The organism is Streptomyces sp. iso_384 (genome assembly GCF_056172905.1).
In genome coordinates this window covers 3,383,754-3,407,487 of sequence record NZ_JBWBTT010000001.1, presented here as the reverse complement: position 1 = coordinate 3,407,487, position 23,734 = coordinate 3,383,754, and the positions used below count along the sequence as shown (strand labels likewise).

The window sequence follows — 23,734 nt, the reverse complement described above, 5'->3', positions numbered from 1 at the left end:
GGCCATGAACCCGCGAGGAGGATCCGTGACCCGGTCGAACAAGGACGCCCCCCTGCGCTCGGACGCGCAACGCAACCGTGAGCGCATCCTGCGGGTGGCCATGGTCGAGCTGACGCTGCGCGCGGACGCGCCGCTGAGCGTGATCGCCAAGAAGGCGGGCGTCGGACAGGGCACGTTCTACCGCAACTTCCCGCACCGGGAGGCGCTCGTCCTGGAGGTCTACCGCTACGAGATGCAGCAGGTCGCCGAAGCGGCGTGCGAGCTGCTGGAGACCCGGCCGCCCGAGCGGGCGCTGCGCGAGTGGATGGACCGCCTCGCCCGGTTCGCCCTGACCAAGGCCGGTCTGGCGGACGCGATCCGACTGGTCACCAGCGCCCCGAACGGACCGGCGAGGCCCGGTCCCACCCCGGTCATGGAGGCGGCCGGAACCCTGCTCCGCGCCTGCGAGGAGATCGGCGCCATCCGCCCCGGGGTGAGCCCGGACGACTTCTTCCTCGCCATCGCCGGTCTCTGGCAGATCGATCCGCACGAGGACTGGGAGCCGAGGGCCGGCCGGCTCCTGGACTTCGTCATGGACGGGCTGCGCGTGGGGGCGCCCGGGCGGTGACCGGACCTCCGCCGGGCACTGTCGGCGGGCCGTGTGATGATGCCCCGTACGGCGCTCGGACCTGAGAGGGCCCGGGCGCGGAAACAGGGGACGGGAGCGGTGGGTTGAGCAAGGGCGGGGCGTCCATACCGGACGAGGAGTGGGAGCGTTTCCTCAGGGAGGCCGAGGCCGGCAGCCCCGGTGCGCCCGAGGAACCGTCGGCACGGGCCCGGATGGTGACGCGGCGGATCCAGGAGGAGCCCGGCCCGCCGGAAGGCTGGCGGACCTACACGCCGGTCAAGCGCCGAAGCGGCCGGAGCTGGTACGCGCTCGGCCTGGTGGTCGCCGTCGTCCTGCTGGTCGCGGTGGCCGTCGCCCCCGGCAGGATCTTCGGCTGGTTCGACGGCGGGGACGCGGTGGACGCCCAGCCCCTCGCCGCGGAGTCGGAGCGCCCGGACGGGCCGCCCGGACGGGAGGCGGACGGGCCGCACCCCACCCCGGACGAACCGTTCGCCGGATCCCCGGCGGCGCGGTGGGCCGACGGCGCGGCGGGCATCCATCTGCCCGCCCCGCGGGCGACCGGCTGGATGAGCGAGGCGGAGGTCGGCGAGGCGCTGGACCGGACCCGGGACTTCCTGGTCGCCTCCAGCCTCGACCCCGCCGTGCTGCGCGGCGAACGGCCCGCGAAGGCTCTGGCGCTCATCAACCCGCACCAGTCGGATGTGCAGGACTACCTGAAGAAGGCGTTCCGCTCGCCCGACCGTGAGAACGACCCCCTGCTGCTGTTCAGCCGCTTCCGGTCCGCCGATGTGCGGCCGGCCGGGGACGTGGTCAAGACCCGCGGCCGGATCACTTTCCGGGAGGGCGAGAAGGGCGCGGTGGAGGTCACCACCGACGTCACCTACGTCTACCCGGTCATGCGCGCCTCGGGGGACGGCGACGAGGTCGCGCGCACCATCGTGCGCCGCGAGACGGTGCTCAGCTGGGACGACCCGGCGAAGATCGTGATCGATCCGGGGACGTTCTCCCTCGTCTCCTACAAGGTGGACACCACCAATGGCGGCTGCGACACCTACACCGGCTATCTGATCCCCGCGTTCCTCGCCGACCGCACCGCCGCCGACGGTGGCGACAGCCCGGCGATCGACCCGTACGACCGCAGCACGCCGATCGAGGAGCGGATGCGGGAGGGCGACGGCTGCGACATCGCCACCCGGTCCTGAGCACCACCCGCCCCTGAGGGCCCCCGGCCACGGGGGCGGGCTACGGGCCCGGTTCTCCGACCGGGTCCGAGGCCGCCCACAGCTCGGCGAACCGGTCGAGCAGCCCGGCCGCCGCCGCCACATCGTCCGTCAGGGGCCGGTCGGCCGCCTCCGCGTCGAGCACCGAGGCCGCCAGCCCGAAGGCGCGGCCGACCGGCAGCTCCGGGTCGAGCCGCAGCTCGCGCTGGCGCAACGCCCTGACGGCAGCGACGAGTTCGCAGCCCACGACGAGCCGGAACGCCTCGCACGCCCGCAGGGTCTGGCGCGCCGCCAGTGACGCGAAGCTGGCCTGCTCCTCGACGCCCCGCGAGAGCACGGCGTGACCGAGCGAGGCGGGCGCGGAGTAGGCCCGCAGATCGCCGAGGGCCGCGCCGGCCGCGTATTCGAGGATCATCACGCCCGAGGACGCGGGCTCGCCGTCCGCGAGGAACGGCCGCAGCCGGGTGAAGCCCGGTTCGTTGAGCGTTGAGAGGCGGGAGGTGGACAGCCGGGCCACCTGGGTCAACGCAAGCCTGAAGTGGTCCAGCGACAGGGCGAGTTGGGCGAGGTAGAAGCCGCCGTGGTGGTAGGCGGCCATATCGTCCGCCGAGATCAGCGGGTTCTCGGCGGCCGCGTTGATCTCGACCGCGAGGACCTCTTCGAGCGCGTCCGCCGCATCGTGCGCGGGGCCGTGGATCTGCGGCAGGCATCGGAAGCCGTACGGGTCCTGGATCCGGCCGAGCGGGGGCGTCGGGCGGTCAGGGGCGCCGAGCAGCAGTCGCATCCGCTCCGCGACCGCGTACGAACCGGCGTGCCGCCGCGCCTCGTGGACGGGCAGCGCGTAGGCCTCGTAACTGCCGTCGATCGCCATCAGGGAGAGGGCCGCCACCACCTGGGTCGCCCCGATCAGGGAGCGCAGTTCATGCAGGGCGAGGGCGGACTGGCCGAGAGTGAGAGCGTTGCTGCTGATCAGGGCGAGGGCGTCGTTGTTGTCGAGGGGCTGGGGTTCGGGGGCGGTTCCCGTGCCCTGCCAGGGGTGTTCGCCCGCCAGGGCGAGGCCCATCTGCGCGAGTGCGGCGATGTCGCCGGTGCCGACCGAGCCGAATTCGTTGACCTTCGGGTGGGCGCCGGTCTCCAGGGCCTCGCAGAGCGCGGTGACGACGGTCGGGCGCAGCCCCGCTCCCCCGGCGAGGAGCTGGTTGGCGCGGACGGCGAGCATGGCGCGGACCTGACGCGCCGGAAGCTCCTCACCGATCGCTCCGGCGTGGCTGCGCAGCAGGCGCAGACCGTGGTCGGCGGCCGCCTCGGTGGGCACGGACTCATTCCGGTTCGCGCCCACGCCGGTGGAGCGGCCGTAGACGCGGCCCCACGAAGCGATTTCCCTGGCGGCGTTCCAGGAGTCCTCGACGCGCTTCATGCCCTCGGTCGCCGGAACGGGCCTGGCGATGGATTCGGCCAGGCGTACGACATCTGCGACCATCAGTCGGCGGCCGTCAAGGATGACGATCGCACTGGCGTCTTCGGCCAACCTGTCCGAGATATGAGACGACATCAGTGACAATTCCTCCTCGATCAGGCGCTTCGTCTTGCCCTACGGCCACTCGTTACCAGGGATTTACGCCTGAGCGGCGACGACCTATTGACAACCTATTCAGTCACCGAGAACTCTGCATGATGATATGCAGCCGGGCAAGGGACTCCTCATGATCCAATTCGACAAGGCCCACAAGCGCTTCCCGAACGGCACGACCGCGGTGCACGACCTCACGCTCGACCTGCCGGAAGGGGGCGTGACCGTCCTCGTCGGATCTTCCGGTTGCGGCAAGACGACCACGCTTCGCATGATCAACCGGATGGTCGAGCCGACCTCCGGGACGATCAGGGTGGGCGGCAAGGACGTCCTGGAACAGGACGCCGCCGAGCTGCGCCGCTCCATCGGTTACGTCATCCAGCAGTCCGGACTCTTCCCGCACCGGACCGTCCTGGACAACATCGCGACCGTACCGCTGCTGCTCGGCTGGGGCCGCAGAAAGGCGCGGGCGCGGGCGGCGGAACTGCTGGAGACGGTCGGCCTCGCCGCCGACGCGGGGAAGCGGTACCCGCACCAGCTCTCCGGCGGTCAGCAGCAGCGCGTCGGCGTGGCCCGCGCACTCGCCGCGGACCCGCCGGTCCTCCTGATGGACGAGCCCTTCGGCGCCGTCGACCCGGTGGTCCGCACCCAGCTCCAGGACGAACTGCTGCGACTCCAAAGGGAGTTGAACAAGACCATCGTCTTCGTCACGCACGACATCGACGAGGCCGTACGGCTCGGGGACCGGATAGCCGTCTTCCGTACCGGTGGCCATCTCGTGCAGTGCGCGGCCCCCGCCGAACTGCTGGCCCGTCCGGCGGACGCGTTCGTCGCGGACTTCCTCGGCGCGGAGCGCGGCCTGAAACTGCTGTCGCTGACGACGCTCAAAGAGGTCGCCCAGGGCCCCGCCCCCGAAGGCGGCCGCTGGCGCCTCGCCCTCGACTCCGCCCGTAGGCCGCTGGCCTGGCGCGACAGCGAGAGCAAGGGCGACGCGGAGATACCCGTCCGGCCGCTGCGCGACACCGACTCGCTGCTCTCCGCGCTCAACGAGTCGATCGCCGCGCCGAGCGGCCTGGTCGCCCGGGTCGACGCGGACGGCGTCCTCACCGGTGTGACGTCCCGCGAGGACATCCACGACCGCGCGGGCCAGGTGCACAGCGCGGCGAGCACGGTGGCCGCATGAGCGTCGACTGGTCGTGGATAGCCGACCACACCGACGATCTCACCACCCTGACGCTCTCCCACCTCCAGGCCGCGCTGACCGCCGTACTCCTCGGCCTGCTGATCTCGCTCCCCCTGGCCGTGCTGGCCCACCGGGTGCGCAGGCTGCGCGGGCTCCTCCTCGGCCTGTCGAACGTCCTGTTCACCATTCCGTCCATCGCCGTCTTCGTGCTCCTCCTGCCGGTCACCGGACTCACCCGCACCACCACCGTCATCGGCCTGACGATCTACACACTGGTCGTGCTCCTGCGGAACACCGTCGAGGGTCTGGACTCCGTCCCCAACCGGACGAAGGAAGCCGCGAAGGCGATGGGCGCCCGGCCGCTTCGCACCCTGCTCACCGTCGAACTGCCCCTCGCCCTCCCCGTGATCATGGCGGGCGTACGGATCGCGACGGTGATGGCGATCTCCCTGGTCTCCGTGGCCACGTACATCGGCGACGGCGGACTCGGACAGCTCTTCACCGACGGCTTCCAGCGCAACTTCCCCACCCCCGTCATCGTCGGCGTCGTCCTGACCCTGCTCCTCGCGATCGTCGCGGACGCCCTGCTCGTCACCCTCCAGTACGTCCTGACGCCGTGGACCCGCCGGCAGAAGCAGGGGGCCTGACCTCATGTACGAACTCCTCAAGGGCCTCGGCTCCTGGCTGGTCAGCGGTGAGCAGTGGACCGGCTCCGACGGCATCGGGCACCGCCTCGCCGAACACCTCCAGTACTCGCTGCTCGCCACCCTCGTCGCCGCAGCCATCGCCCTGCCGGTCGGTCTGCTCATCGGTCACACCGGACGCGGCGCGTTCATCGCCATCAACCTGTCGAGCTTCGGGCGGGCGCTGCCCACGGTCGGTCTGGTGGTCCTCGTCTTCCTCGCCAGCGGTCTTTCGATGTGGCCGGTCTACATCGCCCTGGTGGCGCTGGCGGTCCCGTCCATCGTCACCAACACCTACGCCGGAATGACGGCGGTCGACCCCGAGGTGCGGGACGCGGCACGCGGCCAGGGCATGCGCCGGCACCAGGTCCTCCTCCAGGTCGAACTGCCCCTCGCGCTGCCCCTGATCATGACCGGGCTCCGGCTCGCGCTCATCCAGGTCGTCGCGACGGCGACCATCGCCGCGTACGTCTCCTTCGGCGGGCTCGGCCGGTACGTCTTCGACGGGCTGGCCCAGCGCGACCTCGTGCAGGTGCTCGGAGGCGCCGTGCTCGTGGCGGTCGTCGCCGTCGTCCTCGATCTCGCGCTCTCCGCGCTCCAGCGCGTCCTCTTCCGCCACCGCCCCGCCCCGCAGTCCTAGGAGCCAGCCCCTCATGACCCGCATGAATCGCATGAACAGCATGAACCGCAGGGCTCTACTCGGCGGCCTCTTCGCCGCCGCCACCGTCCCCGCGCTCGCCTCGTGCCGCAGCGGCATCACCTCCCTCGACGGGGAGGGGGCCGGTGGCGGGGGCGGCGGCTCCAGCGAGGACGGCGTCACGATCGGCACCGCCAACTTCACCGAGAACCAAGTCCTCGGGTACCTCTACGCCGCCGCCCTCGAAGCGGCCGGGGTGAAGACCAGGGTCCGCCCCAACCTGGGTACCCGCGAGATCCTCATCCCCGCGCTCAAGGGCGGTGACATCGATCTGCTGCCCGAGTACCAGGGCGCGCTGCTGCACTACCTCGACGCCGGGGCCACCGCCACGGAGGAGGGCACGATGCAGAACGCCCTCGCCATGATGCTGCCGCGCGGCCTGCAGATCCTCCCGTACGGCGAGGCGGAGAACGCCGACGCGTTCGCCGTGACCAAGGAGACCGCCGACGAGTACGGGCTGAAATCCCTGGCCGACCTGGCGAAGCACAACGGCAAGCTCGTCATCGGCGCGGCGCCCGAGGTCAAGAAGCGCACGGTGGGCTCGGTGGGTCTCAAGGAGGTCTACGGCGTGGAGTTCAAGGAGTTCAAGTCCCTCGACTCCTCGGGCCCGTTGGTCAAGGGAGCCCTCAAGAAGGGCGATGTGGACGTGGCGAACCTCTTCACCACCGACACCGACATCGCCGCCGAGGGCTGGGTCGTCCTCACCGACCCCAAGAACCTCATCCCCGGCCAGCACGTCGTGCCGCTCATCGCCGACCGCAAGGCCGACTCGACGGTCCGCAAGGCGCTCGCCCGCCTCGGGTCCGTCCTGACGACCGAGGACCTCACCGAGCTCAACCGCCTGGTGGACAAGGACCGCAAGGACCCCGAGGACGTCGCGAACGACTGGGCGGCCAAGCACGGCATCAAGAAGAAGTAGCCGCGCCGGGCCGGGAGCAGCAGATCCGGGCCGGGCCGGGCCGGGAGCAGCAGATCCGGGCGGCAGCACCGGGCCGCGGCACCACCACACCGAGGGGCCAGGAGCCGGGTCACGGCGGCTGAAGACCTGGTGGAGCGCCGCTCCGTCGACGTCGTCCCGGACGACGAACGGCACGGGACGGCGTTCAGTGCACCCCGCACAGGGCCCGAAGCTCGGGCTGCCCCAGATGACCCAGTCCCGGGCCCAGTTCGGGGTGAAGGGCGCGGACGTCTCCTGGATCGTGGGCCTCGTGGGCCCGGCGGCCCGGTACCGGCTGCTGGACCGCCGGGACCCGGAGCATCCCGGAGAAGACGCTCCGCACTCTCGCTTCTCCGCACGAGAACTGACGGCTCATCACGCCCTGGGGCCGGTCGTGGCGTAGGCGGTGACTCCTCCGACCAGCAGTGCGGCGGCGGTCCAGGCGGCGGGCCCCGAGCCGGCCGGGGCCTGCAGCCAGCCCGCGACGCCGCCCGGATCCGGTGGCGCGAAGAGCGTCATGGCCGGCCAGCCGACGACCGGCGTCCAGGCGTACGACGCGCCGAACAGGACGGCCCCGAGTGCGGCCAGTCCGGTCAGTCCGGCGGCGTCCCGGAGCAGGAACGCCGCCGTCACCGGCTCCCGCCCCGCCGACTGCGCCGCCAGGAGTACGAGGGTGACGGTCGCGGCGATCAGCAGGAGGTGGGCCGCCCGGAGCGGAGCCCAGCGGATCGCCGCGGTCCGGTCCAGGGCGGCGTCCTGGCCGCCGAGCCCGGGGGCCGCCCCGGCCACGGCGGCGGCCACGGCCAGGACGGTCAGCCGGGGGTCGGCGGCGCCGTCGCCCGCCGCGGCCGCCCCGAGCAGGGCCGCCGACGCGAGGAGCGCTCCCGTGGCGGCCGGGGCGCGCCGCGACCGCGCGTACAGCAGGAGCCCGTTCGTCACCGCGCTCCCCCGGCCAGTTCCTCGGCCCAGGTGAACTCGCAGCGAAGAGCGGCCTCGCGCACCTCGGCGGCCCGGTTCCGTTGCTGGTGCGGGGACAGCGCCGAGAACTCCTTCCACGTCTTGCGCAGGGAGGCGCGGTGGGCGCCGCGGTCGTACACATCGGCCTCGATCGGCCGGAACGTACCGAGCGCCCAGCTCGCCAGCACGCTCTGCACCACGAGCACCTCGTCGCCGCCGAACTCCCGTGAGCTGAGTGCCCGGCAGCTCGGCGCGAGGCCCTCGCCGACGAGCCGGCGCAGCAGTTGGTCGCCCTCGGCCCCGCCGATCTGCGGGTCCTCGAAGTTCACGAGCACCGATCCGGCGACGAGTCCGCGGTCCGCGCCGACGGCCCGGAGCGCGGTCTCCTCGCGTACCCGGTGCGGTGCCACGTCGCCGAGCACGGTGTCCAGGACGTCCAGTGCCCGGGCGGCGGTCGGGGCCAGCGCTTCCAGTCGCGGGCGCTGCAACTCCGTTACGCACACCCGGCCTTCGCAGACCTGCGCCGCGGCCGCCGGGTCGACGCGGTAGCTGCCGCGCGCGTCGCCGGGCAGCACCAGCAGCGCCAGGGCGGCTCCGGCGAGGACGGGCACGACGGACAGCAGCCTGCCGCGCGTGTTCCGGGCGCCGAGCAGGGCGAAGCCGGTGGCCAGCAGGCCGAGGAACCACAGGCTCTGGCCCAGGTGCACCGATCCGGTGATGGTCAGCAGCGCCTGACGCGGTTCGGCGACGGCCGGTGAGAGCTGCGAGAACAGATGCGATCCGATCCGGGCGGTGGGCAGTTCGCTGTCGCCCTGCTGCATCAGCAGCACGTTCGCCGCGAGGAACAGGACCGCCAGGGCGGGCGGGGTCAGCGGTGACGGCAGGGCTCGTGCCACCCCCATGCCGAACACCGCGGCGGCCACCAGGGCGAGCAGCGCGACCGCCGAGATCGGCAGCCAGCCCAGGTGGGTGTACGAGGTCGGGCCGAGCGCCACCAGGACGCCGCCGCACACCAGCAGGGCGCCGAAGCCGGCCACCAGCGCCAGGGCGATCGCGGTGGCCGGTGTCGCGGCGCGCTGCCAGCCGGGCCTCGGTGTGGTGGCCAGCAGTTCCGGCATCCGGGAGCGGTGGTCGCGCAGGCCGTACAGAGCTCCGATTCCGGCGGCCACGGGCCACAGATAGGCGAGCAGCACCCGGGTCCACAGGGCCAGCGAGGTCCATTGGCCGGTCCATCGGGCCGTGCCGCGCCACCAGTTGCCGTCGATGGCGAACAGGAACAGGAAGCCGGCGACGAGCACGGTGAGGCCGGACCAGAGCGCGGCGGAGCGCAGGAGTTCGGTGCGCAGGACGCGGAGGTTCACCAGCTGCCCTTTCCCTGGTCCGAGCCGGACAGCAGGGCGGAGTAGCCGCGTTCCAGCGGGCTGTCGCCGGGCTGGTCGGCGGTTCCGGCGGCGCCCAGCGCCTCCGGGGTGCCCTGGAAAACGAGGCGGCCGCGGTCGAAGAGCACCACATCGGTGCAGGCCGCGGCGACGTCCTCGACCAGATGGGTGGAGACCAGCACACAGCTCTCCCGGCCGAGTTCCTGGAGCAGGGCGCGGAACTGGAGGCGCTGCGCAGGGTCGAGGCCGACGGTCGGTTCGTCGAGCAGCAGCACCGAGGGGTCGTTGACGATGGCCTGGGCGATGCCGACGCGGCGCACCATGCCTCCGGAGAGCGCCTTCATCCGGCTCTCGGCCCGGTCCGCCAGGCCGACCCGTTCCACGGCGCGCTGCACGGCGCCGGGGATGTCGCGGGCGGGCATCTCCTTCAGCCAGGCCATGTAGGTGACGAACTCGCGGACGGTGAACCGCTTGTAGTAGCCGAACTCCTGGGGCAGGTAGCCGATGCGGCGGCGCAGCTCACGGTGGTGGGCGCGGTCGCGGACGGAGTGGCCGAACAGTTCGAGGTCTCCCCCGGTGGGCCGCAGGACGGTGGCGAGCGTCCGGATCAGGGTGGTCTTGCCGGCGCCGTTGGGCCCGAGCAGACCGTGGGTCCCGGCTCCCAGCGAGAGGTCGAGGCCGTCGACGGCGCGATGGCGGCGGCCCACCTCGACGGTGAGGCCGGTGGTGTGGATCTCGTGGACGTAGGTGCGTGGCGCGGTGTCGAGCGCGCCGGTCGGAACGGTCATCGGTTGCTCCTCGCGGGGGGCGTCGCAGGCTTTCGGGGTGTCATCACAGGCTCTTGGGGGTGGTGTAGGACCGGCGGCGGGCCAGGACGACGCCGACGGCGGCGGCGAGTGCCAGGGCCCAGAGGGGAAGGTGTTCGGGCCGGAGGAGGAAGAGGCGGCCCAGGGCGGCGGCCGGGGCGAGGACCGCCACGGTCCACAGCGCGCCCAGGGCGACGGTGGCGCGGCCGACGCCGATGACGCCGCCCAGCGCCAGGGCCGTCGCGGTGAGGGCGAGGGAGGGCAGCAGCCACTGCGCGAGGGCGACGCCGGTCAGGAGCCCGGCGACCAGGTGCACCGGCAGGACGACGGCGAGCACGGTCGCCGTGCGCCGCAGCAGCAGGGACAGTCCGGCGCGCGGGGTGACGGCGGTCAGTTCGAACGCCGGGTCCAGGCCGTGTGACCAGGCCGCGGCGACTCCGGCGAGCGGCAGGACCGGCGCCAGCAGCAGGACGGGCGGCGCCCCGCGCGTCCAGCCGGCGGTACGGTCCAGCAGCACCGCGACGACGCTCACGCCGATGACCATGGCCAGCCAGGGGCCCATCACCGGGGTGGCCCAGGCCGTGGGGCGGCGACGGCGGCGCGGGGCGGGCGTCGAACGGTCCAGGGCCGGTTCCAGTCCGCTGCGGACGGCGGTCAGCAGGGCGGTGACGGCGGGCACCTCGGCCGCCGCCCCGGCCAGCCTGCCGCGGCAGGGGGCGCAATGTTCCATATGGGCCTCCACGGCCCACAGTTCGTCGGCGGGCAGTTCGGTGTCGCCGTGCGCGTAGCTTCCGACCAGCCGGTCGGACGGATGCTCGACGCTCATGCCAATGCCCTTCTCATCGCGATACGGGCCCGGCGGGCCCGGGTCTTGACGGTGCCTTCGGGAAGATCGAGCAGAACGGAGGCCTCGCGGACCGACAGTCCGTCGAGCACCAGGGCCTGGAGGACCTGGCGCAGTTCCGGGGCGAGGGTCCGCAGGGCGTTCCCGACCTCCCCGCCGACGTCGGCGGCCAGCGCCTCGTCCTCGGCGGCCGGGGCGGTGGCGTGCTCGGCGGCGGCGGCCGGTGGTGCGGCGTGGTGGGCGCGGCGGCGGAAGGCGTCGACCAGGCGGCGGGCCGCGATCGTCCAGAGCCACCCGGCGGCGCTCCCGCCGACCGCACTGCCGGCGAACGCGCCGGCGGCACGCCACACGGCGAGATAGGTCTCCTGCATGACCTCGGCGACGATCTGCTCGTCGGCGCAGCGGCGGCGCAGCCGTACCGCCAGCCAGGGCGAGGTCAGCCGGTACAGCTCGTCGAAGGCGCCGCGGTCTCCGTCGGCGACCAGGCGGAGGAGGTGTTCCTCGGCCGGTTCCGGGGGCCGCTTCTTACGTAGTCTCACACCGGCCAGACGCGGGACGGGGCGCGCGGGTTCTCACCGGGGAGTGGTCTGCGTCACAGTCCGGGGAGTGGTGGTCCACGGCCACGGCGGCCCCGGGTCGATACCGGAGCCGCCGTGTCACTCACTCCACCAGGTGGTGGAGCCGGTCCACCACGTGCGGTCCGTATCCGAACCGCTCGCCGACCCGCTCCAGCCGGCCGTACAGATCGCCGGAGATACGGGCCCCGAACGCCTCGAAGCCGTGCAGCAGGAAACGGAACGCGATCTCGCTGCACACCTCCTCCGCGCAGCGCTTCAGCGCGCCGCGCGCTTGCGACAGGGTGACGCCGACCGCGCCCTGCGTCGGGTCCAGCCGGTCGATCAGCTCCGTGACCTCGTCGGCCAGCAGCCGGTGCTCGTACGTCGGCGGGGGAACACCCGCGTCGGTCTCCGGCCCGCCGGTTCCCGGGGCGCAGGGCGCGATGCCGACAGGCTCCGCTCCGGGGCCCCCGTGGTGCGGCTCGGCCGCCCCGGCCGCAGGTGCGAGCGTCCGTTCCAGCCAGTCACGCTCCTGGCCACCGATCTCCGGGCTGCCGTCGAGAGCGTTGCTGTCGGTCAGTCTCCACAAGGCATTCAGCTCCGCGCCGGTGAGGGAGGACCCCACCAGCCGCCGGACGTCGTCGCCCAGGAGGAGGCGGCGCTTCTCGCTGTCTGCTCCGCCGGGCCCGAACCACTGGGTGATGTGGTCCCACTGGTCTGCCGCGAAGAGCACCCAGTCACCGTGGAACGAGCCGCCCAGGCCGGTGAGTCCGAAGTCGAAGCACAGGTCGTCGCTGCTCATGGTCCGGTCGTGCACGCATACTCCTGTCACCGGGCTCAGACCGGGTAGGCCGTGGAGACGTAGTAGCCACCCGGCTTGTGACCGGGCGCGCGCTGCAGGAGGACCACAAAGCCGTTGCCCGCCTCGCTGTGCTGCCCGGTGTGGGTCATGACGTCACCGAGAGAGTTCTTCGCTCCGAACGTACCCTTGAGTTCGAGCGGCTGCCGGGCACCTTCCCTGAGCCACTTGTCTATGCGCGCCTTGTTTCCGGCGACGGCGTAGTCCACCACCTGCTGGGCGGTCTGCCGGTCGGTCCAGCGGCTGTTGGGCGTGGGCCGGCCCCTCTTCCGCGTCTTCTCGATCGCGAGTTCCTTCATCCGTTCGAGATCGACGTCGACATGCTCGTCCAGGGTGTGCGCCAGACCGGGGAACCGGCCGGCGTCCTTGACGAGGTCGGTGCAGTTGTGGACCAGAGCGCTGCTGTCGCCGACACCGACGTAGTAACTGTCGATGCCGCTGACGTCGAGGTCGTAGGTGATCTGCTCCCGGACGAAGCTGTCCGTCGCCGATAGGGTCGTCTCGCGGCCCGTGGCATCGAGCAGGCGGTTGCCCGGCTTCAGTTCATCAGCCCGCAGCCACCCGCGGAGGTCGGCCGCCCAGTAGAGGTGGTGACCGGTGGAGGTCACCGTTCCGGCGTCGGTGGTGAGACGGGTGAACTCCGTGTCGGATGCGGTGACGACCCTCGACAGGACAGGACGGGCCCTGGTGAAGGGTATGTCGGCCGGGGCGCCTTCCGGGGCCGTCGCCAGCACTTCGTCACCCGGTCGGATGTCCTCGATGCGCTTGCGCGTCCCGTCGGCCATGACCACGGCCGTGCCCCGCGGGAAGCTGTTGCAGGTAACGGCGTCGACGCCCTTGCGGGCGTCACGGATGTCGTTCGCGTCCAGCGCCTTCTTGCCCACCTTGACCCAGCGCATGACAACCAGTGCGCCGAGAGCTCTGTCGAAGCCGCTCAGCTGTTCGCCGGTCATCATGTCCTTTCCGGTGATCGCTTCCACGACGCCCTTGCCGTCGCCGATGCCGGGCAGCAGATCGAGCACCAGCGACATGCGACGCTCCTGTTCGGCGGTGCTGAGGCCGGAGGTTCCGGAGCTCCAGGTGTCGCCGATGTGGGAGAAGTCGAATTCGACACCAGGGAGCCCGCGCAGCTTGGCGGCGGCCTTCTTGATACCGGGAATGTGCTTGTTGACGTCCTTCACGGCCTTGTTGGAATCGGCAAGGCCCTGATTGAGCTTGTCCATTCCGCGGTTGGCCTGAGCGATGCCCCGGTTCATCCGGCCAAGGCCGCTGTTGATCTCGTCGACGGCACCGTTCATGTCGTCGAGGGCGCCGCCCATCGTGGCCAGGCCCGCGTTGATCCTGTCGAGATCCTTGCCGATTCCCTCCAGACCGGTCCTGACGCCGTTCGCCGCCTTCTGGAATCCGGGGTCGCCGACCAGCTGGGCCAGGGTGAGCGTCAGATTCACCATGAGCAGCACGAATTCGACCAGGACCAGAACGGTGCCGATGGTCTCGATGACGTCGGTGAACATCTTGTCGATGTCCTTCTTCGCACCGTTCAGCGCCGCGCGTAGCTGCGCCTCGGCCTGGGCCCGGGTGGCGGGATCGGCGATCTTCGACGGGTCCTGCTTGAGGATGCCCTTGAGTTCGGCGAACCCGGCGGCCCCTTTCTCCAGGTTGCCGAAGTGCTGGACGGTGTCCTTGTGCCCTTCGTGCATGCCGTAGGCGAAGAGTCCGACGCCGACGCCGGCCTTGACGGCCTTCTCGCCGAACTCCCGGTAGCAGGCAGGCTTTTCGAGAAGCGGCCGGTCGGTGCAGCCGGAGTACCTGGCCGCCGCCCGGACCATCTCCGCCAGCTTCTCGGCGCGGCTGTCCGCCGCTTCCTTCGCAGCGGCCTTCGTTTGGATGCCTTGTACGGCTGACGCCGTGTCGTCTCCCATGCCGAGCGAGACGAAGACCGTGAGTACGGTCAGAAACGTGATCAGTCTGAGTGTCAACCGGTGGTACATGTGCGCCCTACGTGAGGGGACTCCACCGCGACGAGTGGTCGACTCGCCCGGCGCGATCCCGCATTCCCCCTGATGGACGAACCATCAGATTACCGAACGGTAGCTTAAGTGATACGGGAAATGGGTGGCGCCCTCGTGGTGGCGCCCCTTCACGGGGAGCACCTACGGCTCACCGAACCGCTACGACGCGTCCCCGGGGTTTCGCAGCGGACGCCGAGCGCAGCCACGAGCCCTACGACGCGCGTGGGGACCGACCACGCGCGTCTCGGCGACGGCTGCGGGTCTCGGCAGCTTCAGGACGGCCCGGCAGCACCTCGACGGACAGACGACGCCACCCTTCCCTTCCCACCCGATCAGCCGAGCGTCGTCGCCGTCGGCACCAGCCCACTCGCCGCATCCATACGCACCGATATGCCCCTTTCGATAAAACGCCTTAGCCTGCTGACACTGCTCGGATAGTCGACAGCCGGCACCGTCGGCGGAGGGCGAGCTTCCATGGCTGAGCTACGCAAGAAATACGGATTGATCGGCGAACTGTCCGCCGAGTTCGCGGGCACGATGATCCTCATCCTCTTCGGATGCGGTGTCGTCGCCCAGGTGGTGGCGGGCGGTGCCCTGACCGATCCGCCCGGCGGGCTCGGGGACCACGACAGCATCGCCTGGGCGTGGGGGCTGGGCGTCACGCTCGGCGTCTATGTGGCGGCGCGGCTGAGCGGGGCGCATATCAACCCCGCGGTGACCCTAGCGCTGGCCGCGTTCAAGGGGTTCCCGTGGAGCAAGGTGGCTCCTTACGCGCTGGCGCAGACGGCCGGTGCGTTCGTGGCCGCGCTCCTCGTGCGCTGGAACTACAGCGAGGCTCTGGCGAAGGCCGACCCCGGGCACACCATCAAGACGCAAGGCGTGTTCTCCACGCTGCCGGCCAACGGCAACCCGGCTCTGCCGGTCCACGAGTGGGGCGCGTTCCGTGACCAGATCATCGGCACCGCCATCCTGCTGCTGCTGGTCATGGCCATCACGGACATGCTCAACACCCCGCCCGGCGCGAACCTGGGCCCGTTCATCATCGGCCTGGTCGTGGTCGCGATCGGTATGGCCTGGGGCACCAACGCGGGGTACGCGATCAACCCGGCCCGTGACTTCGGCCCCCGGCTGGCGAGCTTCCTCACCGGTTACGGCGGGGCATGGCGGGACCAGTACGGGAATCTGTACTTCTGGGTGCCCATCATCGGACCGCTGATCGGCGGTCTGCTGGGGGCGGGCTTCTACAAGGCCTTCGTCGGACGCTTCCTGCCGTCCGCCGAGCCCGAACCGCCGGGACGCATCCCGGCGCCCAAGGACTGACGACACCGGCCGGAGAGGCGGCACATCATGGCGGACTTCATCGGCGCGGTGGACCAGGGGACCACCAGCACCCGATTCATGATCTTCGATCACGGCGGCAACGAGGTCGCCAAGCACCAGCTGGAGCACGAGCAGATCCTGCCGCGCTCCGGCTGGGTGGAGCACGATCCCGTGGAGATCTGGGAACGCACCAACTCGGTGATGCAGAACGCCCTGCGGCACGGCGGCCTCTCGCCGACCGACCTGGTGGCCATCGGGATCACCAACCAGCGCGAGACCACGGTGGTCTGGGACCCGCGCAACGGGCGGCCCTACTACAACGCGATCGTGTGGCAGGACACCCGTACCGACGGCATCGCGGCGAACCTGGAGCGCTCGGGGCAGGGCGAGGTGATCCGCCGCAAGGCCGGGCTGCCGCCGGCGACGTACTTCTCCGGCGGCAAGATCCAGTGGATCCTGGAGAACGTCGACGGCGTACGGGAAGCGGCGGAGGCCGGTCACGCGATCTTCGGCAACACGGACGCCTGGGTCCTGTGGAACCTGACCGGTGGCCCGAACGGCGGTATCCACGCCACCGACGTCACCAACGCGAGCCGCACCATGCTGATGAACCTGGAGACCCTCGACTGGGACGAGGAACTCCTGGGCTTCTTCGGCATCCCCCGCGCGATGCTGCCGAAGATCAACCCCTCCTCGGACGCGGAGGCCTACGGGTCCACCCGCACCTCCCGGCCGCTGAGCGCCGCCATTCCGATCGGCGGTGTCCTCGGCGACCAGCAGGCGGCCACCGTCGGCCAGGTCTGCTTCGAGCCCGGCGAGGCCAAGAACACCTACGGAACCGGCAACTTCCTGGTGCTCAACACCGGTTCCGAGCTGGTCCGCTCGCAGCACGGCCTCCTCACCACGGTGGCCTACCAGTTCGGCGACAGCCCGGTGGTCTACGCGCTGGAGGGCTCCATCGCCGTCACCGGATCCGCGGTGCAGTGGCTGCGCGACCAGATGAAGATCATCAAGTCGGCGCCGGAGAGCGAGGAGCTGGCACGGAGCGTCGAGGACAACGGCGGTATGTACTTCGTCCCCGCGTTCTCCGGCCTGTTCGCGCCGTACTGGCGGTCCGACGCCCGCGGCGCGATCGTCGGCCTGGCCCGGTACAACGACAACGCCCATCTGGCGCGGGCCACGCTGGAGGCCATCTGCTACCAGAGCCGCGATGTGGTCGAGGCCATGGAGCAGGACTCCGGGGTCCATCTCGATGTGCTCAAGGTCGACGGCGGTGTCACCGCCAACGACCTCTGCATGCAGATCCAGTCCGACATCCTCGGCGTCGAGGTCAGCCGGCCCGTGGTCGCCGAGACGACCGCCCTCGGCGCCGCCTACGCGGCGGGGCTCGCCACCGGCTTCTGGCAGAACACCGATGAACTGCGCACCCAGTGGCACGAGTCGAAGCGCTGGTCGCCCCAGTGGTCCGAGAAGCAGCGCGCGGACGGCTACGCGGGCTGGAAGCGGGCGGTGGAGCGCACCCTGGACTGGGTGAAGGTCCCCTGATCCGGGCTTCGCTCCCCCGGTCCTCGCGCCCCCGCCTCCGCCGACATGCGGAGGCGGGGGCGTCCTCGCATAGGTTGGCCGTCCCATCCGACGCACCGCGACGAGGACCGCCATGCCCAGCAGCACCAGGATCCGCCTGATAGAGCCCGCCGACGCCGCCCCGATCGCCGCGCACCGGGTACGGGACGTCGAGGCCTTCCGGCGGTGGGAACCGGCGCAGCCGGCCGACTACTTCACCCCGGAGGGCCAGGCCGAGCGGATCGAGGGCCTGTTGGCCGGTCACCGGGCGGGCACGGTCTGGCCGGGTGTGGTGCTCGCCGACGACCGGGTGATCGGCCAGGTGACCGTCGGCGGCATCCTGCCGCAGCCGCATCTGCGCCGCGGTTCGGTCGGCTACTGGATCGCCTCCGTCGCACAGAACCAGGGACACGCCGGGAACGCCGTCGGGCTGGTGCTCCGGGTGATGGCGGACGAGCTCGGCCTGCACCGCGCCGAGGCCTCCACCAACCTGGAGAACCTGCCCTCCCAACGGGTGCTGCGCCGCAACGGGTTCACCCCGTACGGCGTCGCGCACTCCGCGATCCTTCTCGACGGGGCCTGGCGGGACGGGCTGCTGTGGGAGCGGATCCTCGGCGACTGAGCCGGTCCGCCGGGTTCACGTACTCCCCCAGCTGTCCAGGTGTATTGATCACGAGCGTTGTCAACGGTGGTGATCAATACACCTAGAACCCCCGGCGGGACTCGCGTACCAGCAGCACCAGCAGATACGCCCCGCCGACGCACACGGTGACCGCGCCGGTCGGCAGCACCACGCCCGGAATCGCGTGCTGCGCCGCGATGTCCGCGCCGAGCAGCAGGAGCGCCCCGACGAGCGCCGAACCGGCGAGGTCCACGGAGGTTCCGCGCCCGGTGAGGCGGCGGGCGATCTGCGGTGCCGCCAGGGCGACGAAGACGATCGGGCCCGCGGCGGCGGTCACCGCGGCGGTCGCGGCCACACCGACCACGACCAGCAGCAGCTTCGTGCGCTCGACGTGTACGCCCAGCATCGCCGCCGTGTCGTCGCCCAGTTCGAGCCAGCGCATCCGGCGCTGTGCCAACGGGGCCACCAGGGCGACCGCGGCGATCAGGCCGGAGGACATCAGCACGGCGGACCAGCCGATGGCGCTCAGCGAACCGGCGCCCCACACCGCGGCCCTCAACGCGGTGTCCACATCGGCCTTCACCGAGAACCAGGTGTTGACCGAGGACAGCAGGGCGCCGACCGCGATGCCCACGATGATGAGCCGGAAGCCCCGCACCCCCCGCCGGAACGCCAGCAGATACACGGCGAAGGCGGTGACGAGCCCGCCGGCGAGCGCGCCCGCCGCGAGCGCCGAGTAACTGCTCGCGCCCGCGAGGAGAGTGAGGACGACACCGGTGTAGGAGCCGGTGGTGAAGCCGATGACGTCGGGGCTGCCGAGCGGGTTGCGGGTCAGGGACTGGAAGATCGCGCCGCCCATGGCGAGCGAAGCCCCGAACAGGACGGCGGCCACGATGCGCGGCGCCCGCCACTCCAGGACCACGGTGCGGACGCTGTTCCTGGCGGTGCCGGACAGGACCGCGCCCAGGTCGCCGAGGCTCAGCGGGTAGCTGCCGAGCGTGAAGGCCCACAGCGCCAGTGCGATCAGCGCGACCGACAACAGCCCGCACACCAGGACCGAGCGGCGCGTCGCCCTGAGGCTCAGGGACCCCGCCCTGAGGACGAATGTCCCGCTCACAGCTCCCTCACCCGGCTTCCGCGCACCAGCATGATCAGTACGGGCGCGCCGATGAGCGGCATCATCACACCGACCTGCAGTTCGGAGGGGATCACGATCAGCCGGCCGAGGACATCGGCGATCAGCACGACCACCGGGGCGAGGACGGCGGAGTAGACGAGGATCCAGCGCCAGTCGGGCCCGGTGATCCAGCGCACGGCGTGCGGCACCATGAGACCGACGAACATCAGCGGCCCCGCCGCGGCCGTCGCCGCACCGCACAGCAGGGCCACCCCGATCGCCACACCGCACCGGACCGCGCCGACCCGCAGTCCCACGGCCCGCCCCGCGTCGTCGCCGAGGGCGATGGCGTTGAGCGGGCGGGCGCAGAGGGCGGCGGCCAGCAGCCCGGCCAGGACGAAGGGCAGGATGTCGCCGGCGGTGCCCGTCGGGCGGTCGGTGATGGTGCCCGCTCCCCAGAACCGCATCCGGTCGAAGGTCTCCGTGTCGATCAGGGCGAGGGTCTGGGAGATGCCGACCAGGACCGCCGTGAAGGCGACCCCGACGAGGGTGAGGCGCAGCGGTGTGGGCCCGCCCCGGCCGCCGCTCGCGGCGAGGTGGACGAACGCCGCCCCGACGACGGCGCCGACGAGGGCGAAGGGCAGGTACTGCTCGATGCGGGTGACGCCGAAGACGGCGACGCCCAGGGTGACGGCGAAGCCGGCGCCCGCGTTGACGCCGAGGACTCCCGGGTCGGCGAGCGGATTACGGGTGAGCGCCTGCATGAGCGCTCCCGCCACGCCCAGGGACATGCCGACGACGATGCCGAGCAGCGTACGGTCCACGCGGGCGCCGCTGACCGTGGCGTGCGATGCGGAGCCGTCGGGGGCGGTCAGCGCCTGCCACACCACGTCCAGCGGGAGCAGCGCCGAGCCGATCGCCACGCTGAGCAGCACCGCCACGAGGAGCGCGCCGAGGGCGACGCCCAGGCCGACGAGCCGGCGGGTGCGGCGACGCGCCGACCGCGGCGGTGCGGTCGGTGGTGGCGCGGCCGTCTTCGCGAGCGCCTGTGCCATCTGTCTGTTCTCCCTGAGCAACCCGCCACCCGGACAGGCCGAAGTGCCGTGCGTGATCGACGTCCATGTACTGCTGGGCCCCCGTCGGCCGGGCCTTCCCGGTTCAGTGGCCGCCGAGCGCCTCCGCCGCGTCCGTGGTGAGCGCGCTCACCGGCACCCCGGACTCACGGCTCAGCGCGCGCAGCAGCCCGGCCCGGGTGGCGTAGCCCGCCGCCCTGGCCGCCGCCGTCAGCTCACCTCCGCCACGGAGGTGTTCGACGGCGGCGTTCATCCTGGCCCGGTTGCGCCACCGTGTGAAGGGCAGTCCGGTCTCGTCGAAGAAGACGCGCTGCACCTGGCGAGCGCTCATCCGGTGCCGTTCGGCGAGGCTCTCCAGGGTGGCGGAGGGGGTGCGCAGGGCCTCTCGGGCGAGGGCGCGCACCGCTGGATGGACGGGCAGGACGACCGGGAAGTACTGCCGGGAGATGCCTCTCAGGACGCGTCCGAGCGCCTGCCGGAACGGTTCGACCTGCTCCGGCGTGGTCGGTGCCGCGCCGAGTGCGGTGGTCATGACCTCGGTGAGCGCGGGCACCGCCCCGAGCGGCTGAACCCGGCGTCGTGGCTGGTCAGCGGGGTCGAGGAAGGGGCCGAGCGCCATGCCGCCCGGCTCGATCCGCAGCGCGTGCGGCACCCGGGGAGCGAGCCAGACGGCCTCGTGCCGCCCGAGCCGCCACTCCTGGCCGTCGGCGGTCAGGCGGGCGTTGCCCGTCACCACGTAGACGAGATGGGGTTCGTCGTGCTGGTGCGTGTCGTGACCCAGAAAGCGGATGGCGTTCTCGGCGACCACCGTGCCGAGGGATGTCGTCGGCAAGCGTGCCTCCCGTTGTGCGATACGTCGTGTCCGTCACCGACGATGTCGTACTCGGATCGACGCAGCGGAATCAGCGAGGTTAGCCTCACCTTACCAACAGCTCGAACGTTCGAGCCTACCCAGCCACATGAGGTCCCATGTTTGCTCCTGTCCGTCTTCTCGCCGTCGCGGCCGTCGCCGCGCTGGCCCTCACCGGCTGCTCGGCCTCCGACCCGTCGGGCGACGGGGACAAGGCGTCCGCCGCGAAGACCCGTACCGTCACGACCGACTACGGCAAGGTGAAGGTGCCGACCGAGCCCAAGCGGGTGGTCGTGCTGAACCACGCGCTGGCCGGTTATCTGTACGACCTCGATGTGCCGGTACAGGCCACGATTCCCGAGGACGCCGACGGCAGGGGTGAGTTCTCCCCGTACTGGGAGAAGGAGGCGAAGGAGGACGGCACGACGTTCCTGCCGTGGAGCGTCGACGGCTTCGATCTGGAGGCGATCCTCTCCCTCGATCCCGACCTCATCGTCGGCGGCGGCATCGGCTTCCCGCTGTTCCAGGCGGAGAAGGTGTACGACGACCTCTCCGACATCGCTCCCACCGTGCTCGTCGGCAAGAAGCTCGGCGACTGGCGGGCCCAGTTCTCCTTCCTCGCGGACGACGTGTTCGGCAAGCCCGACGTCTACAAGAAGCACGTGGCCGCCTACGACAAGCGGATCGCCCAGGTGAAGAGCGCGATCAAGCCGCCGGCCGGGCCGGTGTCCTTCCTCACGCTCACCGGCGACGGCACCGCCTTCGGTCTGGTGGAGAGCGTGGGCCTGCCCACCGAGCTGAAGAAGGTCGGCATCGAGCCGGCGCCGATCTTCGCCGACGGCGGCTTCAAGGTGTACGGGCAGGGCGGTGACATGTTCGAGCTGTCGACCGAGAAGGTGGGTCAGACCATCACCCAGCCGTCCGTGTTCGTCATGGGCTTCAACGCCGACACCACCGACGTCGCCACCCTGAAGAAGAACCCGGTCTACGGCGCGCTGCCCGCCTTCAAGGCGAACCAGGCCTACGACCTCCCGCACTGGGTGCTGCGCGGCGACTACGACGAGTCGATGGCGCTGCTCGACATCATCGAGAAGAAGTTCTCCTGATGGCGGCCCGGCGCGCCTACACCACGCACCCCCTCGTGCTGCGCCGGGTCACCGTGCGCCGCGTCGAGGAGGTGACCCCCCGGATGCGGCGGGTCGTCCTCGGCGGCGAGGACCTCGCGGCGTTCACCCGCGACGGGATCGACCACCCCGGCTTCGCCGCGCCCGGGTTCGACGACCACATCAAGCTGATCCTGGCCGCCGACGGGAACGTCCGCGCGGCGCTCCCGGCGCAGTTGCCGCACGGCATCGAGTGGACGCCGGCCGAACACCGGGTGACCCGCGACTACACGCCCCGGCGGGTCGACCTCCGTACGGGAGAGCTCCACCTCGACTTCGTGGTGCACGGCGAAGGGCTCGCGGAGGCCTGGTCGGCGTCGGCGCGGGAGGGCGACGAGCTGTGGTTCGTCGGGCCCAAGTCATCGCTCCGGCTGCCGGAACGGCTGGACTGGATCCTCCTCATCGGGGACGAGACGGCACTGCCCGCGATCGGCCGCTTCCTCGACGAACGCCCGCTCGACGCCACGGCGCATGTCCTGGTGACCGTCTCGGACGACTCGGCACGCCAGGAACTGGCGCTGCGCGACGGCGACACGGTGACCTGGGTCCGCGCGGAGCCGGGCGACGCGGTGGCCCTGGAGACCGCGGTCCGCGCGCTGCCGGTGCCGGCGGGTGAGGGCTATGCCTGGGCGGCGGCGGAGAGCCGGGCGCTGCTTCCGGTACGCCGGTATCTCCAGCGGGAGCGGAAGCTCGCCAAGGACCGGGTGAACATCACGGGTTACTGGCACCGCGAGGAGGCCACCGCACCGGAAGCGGAGAGCACCGCAGAGGCGGGCGAGGCCGCACAGGGCCCCGCCGAGATCCCGTCGCCGCTGCCCTGGCTGGTCGCCCGCGCCGCGTTGCAGCTGGGCGTCGTCGACGCGGTGGCGGACGCGCCGGGGCTTTCCGCCGGGGCGCTCGCGAACCGCCTGGGCGTGCCCGGGCCGGGCATCGACGTCCTGCTTCCGCTGCTTGCCACGTACGGCGTGGTGGCCGGCGGCGACGAGGGGCTGCGGCTCGGTCCGGCGGGCGAGGAACTCCTGGAGGACCACGAGCGCGAGGAGTACACCGGCCACGAGGCCGAACTGCTGCTCGCCCTCGCCCACCTCGCCCCCGCCCTCCGGAGCGGCACATCGTCCTGGCGGCTCGCCTCGGGCGCCACCCTGCACGAGACGGTGACGCACGACGCGGAGCGTTACGGCGAACTGGTCGAGGAATGCGAGCAGTTGGTCTTCCTGCTGAACGGTCTGACGGCCGACTCCCTGTGGGCGGACGTCGAAAGCTGCCTCCTGACCGGTCCTGGCAGCGCCTCGGTGGTCGCCGCCCTCGACGACGCCGGACGGCGGCCGAGGCTGCGGATCGCGGAGGAGGCCACACCGGCCGGGGTCCTGCGCGGGCACATCACGGCGCCGGACCGGATCGACTGGACGGCCGGTCCCGCCGATGTCGCCGTCGCCGCGAAGGCGCTCGCCCACCGCACCGACGAGGAGGCCGTACAGCTCCTCACGCGGCTGGCCGGCTGGACCCGGACGGCGGTCCTCGTCGAGGCCTCCCGCCCCGACGGGCTGAGCCCGCACGCGGCCGAGGCGGGCCTGCACGCCTACACCGCGACCGGCAGCCCGCTGCGCGACTCCGCCGCCGTCGCCGCCCTCGCGAGGCGGTCGGGCTGGGACGTCGGGCGGACCGTCGCGCTCGGCTGGGGCACGGAGGCCACGGTCCTGCGCCGGGCCTGAGCT

The 23,734-nt window shown here is 71.7% G+C and carries 23 protein-coding genes; 12 read left to right on the top strand and 11 right to left on the bottom strand.

The genetic code is table 11. The annotated features are described in order from the left end of the window. Positions 1 to 25 precede the first annotated feature (25 nt). Together AC0VY3_RS15125 and AC0VY3_RS15120 are read left to right on the top strand one after the other, a co-directional pair. Positions 26 to 607, top strand: a complete 582-nt coding sequence (locus AC0VY3_RS15125) for a TetR/AcrR family transcriptional regulator (RefSeq protein ID WP_103508364.1) — start codon at positions 26 to 28, stop codon at positions 605 to 607. 104 nt (positions 608 to 711) lie between these two features. After that, positions 712 to 1,809 (top strand): hypothetical protein, encoded by a 1,098-nt coding sequence (locus tag AC0VY3_RS15120; RefSeq protein ID WP_475549788.1) that lies wholly within the window; start codon positions 712 to 714, stop codon positions 1,807 to 1,809. Between the two features lie 40 nt (positions 1,810 to 1,849). On the opposite strand, the gene AC0VY3_RS15115 is transcribed toward AC0VY3_RS15120, so the two are convergent. Next, the gene (locus tag AC0VY3_RS15115; protein WP_475549787.1) at positions 1,850 to 3,379 is read right to left on the bottom strand and encodes an aromatic amino acid ammonia-lyase; all 1,530 of its coding nucleotides are present in this window, start codon (positions 3,377 to 3,379) and stop codon (positions 1,850 to 1,852) included. 127 nt (positions 3,380 to 3,506) lie between these two features. On the opposite strand from AC0VY3_RS15115, the gene AC0VY3_RS15110 reads away from it, so the two are divergent. The 5 genes from AC0VY3_RS15110 (at position 3,507) to AC0VY3_RS15090 (ending at position 7,300) form a co-directional block, all read left to right on the top strand. Then, complete coding sequence (locus AC0VY3_RS15110) at positions 3,507 to 4,580, top strand: ABC transporter ATP-binding protein (protein WP_475549786.1); 1,074 nt, start codon at positions 3,507 to 3,509, stop codon at positions 4,578 to 4,580. Continuing rightward, a complete protein-coding gene (locus tag AC0VY3_RS15105) occupies positions 4,577 to 5,227 on the top strand; it encodes an ABC transporter permease (protein WP_475549785.1) in 651 nt (216 codons plus the stop codon). The genes AC0VY3_RS15110 and AC0VY3_RS15105 overlap by 4 nt, the downstream gene beginning before the upstream one ends. Before the next feature lie 4 nt (positions 5,228 to 5,231). Continuing rightward, the gene (locus AC0VY3_RS15100) at positions 5,232 to 5,903 is read left to right on the top strand and encodes an ABC transporter permease (protein WP_103508369.1); all 672 of its coding nucleotides are present in this window, start codon (positions 5,232 to 5,234) and stop codon (positions 5,901 to 5,903) included. Positions 5,904 to 5,943: 40 nt separating this feature from the next. Beyond that, entirely contained in the window at positions 5,944 to 6,879 is a 936-nt protein-coding gene (locus AC0VY3_RS15095; protein ID WP_475551683.1) for an ABC transporter substrate-binding protein, read from the top strand. A 226-nt stretch (positions 6,880 to 7,105) separates the two neighbouring features. Continuing rightward, the gene (locus AC0VY3_RS15090; RefSeq protein ID WP_475551682.1) at positions 7,106 to 7,300 is read left to right on the top strand and encodes a hypothetical protein; all 195 of its coding nucleotides are present in this window, start codon (positions 7,106 to 7,108) and stop codon (positions 7,298 to 7,300) included. Here the strand turns inward: AC0VY3_RS15090 and AC0VY3_RS15085 are convergent. From AC0VY3_RS15085 to AC0VY3_RS15055, 7 genes are all read right to left on the bottom strand, one after another. Then, on the bottom strand, positions 7,273 to 7,836 hold the full coding sequence (locus AC0VY3_RS15085) for a hypothetical protein (protein WP_475549784.1): 564 nt from the start codon (positions 7,834 to 7,836) through the stop codon (positions 7,273 to 7,275). The genes AC0VY3_RS15090 and AC0VY3_RS15085 overlap by 28 nt on opposite strands. Further along, complete coding sequence (locus AC0VY3_RS15080; RefSeq protein ID WP_475549783.1) at positions 7,833 to 9,215, bottom strand: hypothetical protein; 1,383 nt, start codon at positions 9,213 to 9,215, stop codon at positions 7,833 to 7,835. The genes AC0VY3_RS15085 and AC0VY3_RS15080 overlap by 4 nt, the downstream gene beginning before the upstream one ends. After that, on the bottom strand, positions 9,212 to 10,021 hold the full coding sequence (locus AC0VY3_RS15075) for an ABC transporter ATP-binding protein (protein ID WP_475549782.1): 810 nt from the start codon (positions 10,019 to 10,021) through the stop codon (positions 9,212 to 9,214). Before AC0VY3_RS15075 ends, AC0VY3_RS15080 begins: the two co-directional genes overlap by 4 nt. A gap of 43 nt (positions 10,022 to 10,064) precedes the next feature. Then, on the bottom strand, positions 10,065 to 10,865 hold the full coding sequence (locus tag AC0VY3_RS15070) for a zf-HC2 domain-containing protein (RefSeq protein WP_475549781.1): 801 nt from the start codon (positions 10,863 to 10,865) through the stop codon (positions 10,065 to 10,067). Continuing rightward, on the bottom strand, positions 10,862 to 11,422 hold the full coding sequence (locus tag AC0VY3_RS15065; protein ID WP_103507373.1) for an RNA polymerase sigma factor: 561 nt from the start codon (positions 11,420 to 11,422) through the stop codon (positions 10,862 to 10,864). Before AC0VY3_RS15065 ends, AC0VY3_RS15070 begins: the two co-directional genes overlap by 4 nt. A 121-nt stretch (positions 11,423 to 11,543) precedes the next feature. Continuing rightward, on the bottom strand, positions 11,544 to 12,242 hold the full coding sequence (locus AC0VY3_RS15060; protein WP_258047035.1) for a hypothetical protein: 699 nt from the start codon (positions 12,240 to 12,242) through the stop codon (positions 11,544 to 11,546). Between the two features lie 35 nt (positions 12,243 to 12,277). Then, positions 12,278 to 14,278 carry a pre-toxin TG domain-containing protein gene (locus tag AC0VY3_RS15055; protein WP_258047036.1) on the bottom strand — a complete coding sequence of 667 codons (2,001 nt, stop codon included), beginning with the start codon at positions 14,276 to 14,278 and terminating at the stop codon, positions 12,278 to 12,280. Positions 14,279 to 14,785: 507 nt separating this feature from the next. On the opposite strand from AC0VY3_RS15055, the gene AC0VY3_RS15050 reads away from it, so the two are divergent. The 3 genes from AC0VY3_RS15050 to AC0VY3_RS15040 all read left to right on the top strand — a co-directional run bounded on the left by AC0VY3_RS15050 (position 14,786) and on the right by AC0VY3_RS15040 (position 17,816). Beyond that, positions 14,786 to 15,631 (top strand): MIP/aquaporin family protein, encoded by an 846-nt coding sequence (locus AC0VY3_RS15050; protein WP_103507365.1) that lies wholly within the window; start codon positions 14,786 to 14,788, stop codon positions 15,629 to 15,631. 27 nt (positions 15,632 to 15,658) lie between these two features. Next, complete coding sequence (gene glpK, locus AC0VY3_RS15045) at positions 15,659 to 17,176, top strand: glycerol kinase GlpK (RefSeq protein WP_103507366.1); 1,518 nt, start codon at positions 15,659 to 15,661, stop codon at positions 17,174 to 17,176. A 112-nt stretch (positions 17,177 to 17,288) separates the two neighbouring features. Then, positions 17,289 to 17,816 (top strand): GNAT family N-acetyltransferase, encoded by a 528-nt coding sequence (locus AC0VY3_RS15040; RefSeq protein WP_103507367.1) that lies wholly within the window; start codon positions 17,289 to 17,291, stop codon positions 17,814 to 17,816. An 82-nt stretch (positions 17,817 to 17,898) separates the two neighbouring features. Here AC0VY3_RS15040 and AC0VY3_RS15035 read toward each other — a convergent pair whose 3' ends face one another. From AC0VY3_RS15035 to AC0VY3_RS15025, 3 genes are all read right to left on the bottom strand, one after another. Beyond that, positions 17,899 to 18,933, bottom strand: coding sequence for a FecCD family ABC transporter permease (locus AC0VY3_RS15035; RefSeq protein WP_103507368.1), 1,035 nt, complete (start codon positions 18,931 to 18,933; stop codon positions 17,899 to 17,901). Next, the gene (locus tag AC0VY3_RS15030; RefSeq protein ID WP_103507369.1) at positions 18,930 to 19,988 is read right to left on the bottom strand and encodes an iron chelate uptake ABC transporter family permease subunit; all 1,059 of its coding nucleotides are present in this window, start codon (positions 19,986 to 19,988) and stop codon (positions 18,930 to 18,932) included. Before AC0VY3_RS15030 ends, AC0VY3_RS15035 begins: the two co-directional genes overlap by 4 nt. Before the next feature lie 103 nt (positions 19,989 to 20,091). Further along, a complete protein-coding gene (locus AC0VY3_RS15025; protein WP_103507370.1) occupies positions 20,092 to 20,838 on the bottom strand; it encodes a helix-turn-helix domain-containing protein in 747 nt (248 codons plus the stop codon). A 137-nt stretch (positions 20,839 to 20,975) separates the two neighbouring features. Here AC0VY3_RS15025 and AC0VY3_RS15020 point away from each other — a divergent pair, with 137 nt between their 5' ends. Together AC0VY3_RS15020 and AC0VY3_RS15015 are read left to right on the top strand one after the other, a co-directional pair. Next, positions 20,976 to 21,962 (top strand): ABC transporter substrate-binding protein, encoded by a 987-nt coding sequence (locus tag AC0VY3_RS15020; RefSeq protein WP_475549780.1) that lies wholly within the window; start codon positions 20,976 to 20,978, stop codon positions 21,960 to 21,962. Next, complete coding sequence (locus AC0VY3_RS15015; protein ID WP_475549779.1) at positions 21,962 to 23,731, top strand: siderophore-interacting protein; 1,770 nt, start codon at positions 21,962 to 21,964, stop codon at positions 23,729 to 23,731. Before AC0VY3_RS15020 ends, AC0VY3_RS15015 begins: the two co-directional genes overlap by 1 nt. The last annotated feature ends 3 nt before the right edge of the window (positions 23,732 to 23,734 follow it).

Bases quoted from the DNA above. Each gene is read 5' to 3' on its own strand.
- AC0VY3_RS15105 (WP_475549785.1), top strand. From the start codon at position 4,577: ATGAGCGTCGACTGGTCGTGGATAGCCGACCACACCGACGATCTCACC.
- AC0VY3_RS15020 (WP_475549780.1), top strand. From the start codon at position 20,976: ATGTTTGCTCCTGTCCGTCTTCTCGCCGTCGCGGCCGTCGCCGCGCTG.
- AC0VY3_RS15040 (WP_103507367.1), top strand. From the start codon at position 17,289: ATGCCCAGCAGCACCAGGATCCGCCTGATAGAGCCCGCCGACGCCGCC.
- AC0VY3_RS15075 (WP_475549782.1), bottom strand. From the start codon at position 10,021: ATGACCGTTCCGACCGGCGCGCTCGACACCGCGCCACGCACCTACGTC.
- AC0VY3_RS15100 (WP_103508369.1), top strand. From the start codon at position 5,232: ATGTACGAACTCCTCAAGGGCCTCGGCTCCTGGCTGGTCAGCGGTGAG.
- AC0VY3_RS15090 (WP_475551682.1), top strand. From the start codon at position 7,106: ATGACCCAGTCCCGGGCCCAGTTCGGGGTGAAGGGCGCGGACGTCTCC.
- AC0VY3_RS15060 (WP_258047035.1), bottom strand. From the start codon at position 12,242: ATGAGCAGCGACGACCTGTGCTTCGACTTCGGACTCACCGGCCTGGGC.
- AC0VY3_RS15115 (WP_475549787.1), bottom strand. From the start codon at position 3,379: ATGTCGTCTCATATCTCGGACAGGTTGGCCGAAGACGCCAGTGCGATC.
- glpK (WP_103507366.1), top strand. From the start codon at position 15,659: ATGGCGGACTTCATCGGCGCGGTGGACCAGGGGACCACCAGCACCCGA.
- AC0VY3_RS15070 (WP_475549781.1), bottom strand. From the start codon at position 10,865: ATGAGCGTCGAGCATCCGTCCGACCGGCTGGTCGGAAGCTACGCGCAC.
- AC0VY3_RS15015 (WP_475549779.1), top strand. From the start codon at position 21,962: ATGGCGGCCCGGCGCGCCTACACCACGCACCCCCTCGTGCTGCGCCGG.
- AC0VY3_RS15050 (WP_103507365.1), top strand. From the start codon at position 14,786: ATGGCTGAGCTACGCAAGAAATACGGATTGATCGGCGAACTGTCCGCC.
- AC0VY3_RS15110 (WP_475549786.1), top strand. From the start codon at position 3,507: ATGCAGCCGGGCAAGGGACTCCTCATGATCCAATTCGACAAGGCCCAC.
- AC0VY3_RS15095 (WP_475551683.1), top strand. From the start codon at position 5,944: ATGAACCGCAGGGCTCTACTCGGCGGCCTCTTCGCCGCCGCCACCGTC.
- AC0VY3_RS15030 (WP_103507369.1), bottom strand. From the start codon at position 19,988: ATGGCACAGGCGCTCGCGAAGACGGCCGCGCCACCACCGACCGCACCG.